Origin of the sequence: Enterobacter sp. ZOR0014, assembly GCF_000798855.1 — a bacterium.
Classification (GTDB): domain Bacteria; phylum Pseudomonadota; class Gammaproteobacteria; order Enterobacterales; family Enterobacteriaceae; genus Enterobacter; species Enterobacter kobei.
Window position 1 is genome coordinate 1 of record NZ_JTLF01000152.1, and the last position, 383, is coordinate 383.

1 protein-coding gene is annotated in these 383 nt (G+C 41.5%); it reads left to right on the plus strand.

Annotated elements, in window-relative coordinates; genetic code table 11:
• Positions 1 to 383, plus strand: a 383-nt coding sequence (locus L977_RS07845) for a tape measure protein (protein ID WP_047625540.1), incomplete at both ends; no start/stop codon positions are given.

Consider the following 383-nt stretch of genomic DNA (forward strand, 5'->3'; position numbering starts at 1 on the left):
ATTGGTTTAGGCGATAGCGCTAAAAAAGCGGTCAGTAAAACAGAAGCATTAGTAAAAGCTAACCAAGCATTTGGTGGTACTGGCGAAAACCTTAAAGGTGTAGTTCAGTCTTACGGTCAAATGTCGGCAGCTGGTAAAGTTACGGCTGAAAATATTGGACAATTAACCGATAACAACACAGCTCTTGGTTCTTCTTTAAAAGACACTGTTATGAAAATGAACCCCTCATTACAGCAATACGGTTCTTTTAATGACGCTGTTTCAAAAGGCGCTGTTTCGATGGATATGCTCAACAAGGCTATGGAAAAAATGGCTAAAGGTTCGGGCGGTGGAATCAAAACTATTGGGGACGCGTGGGACAGCTTCAACGAAACAATGTCAAT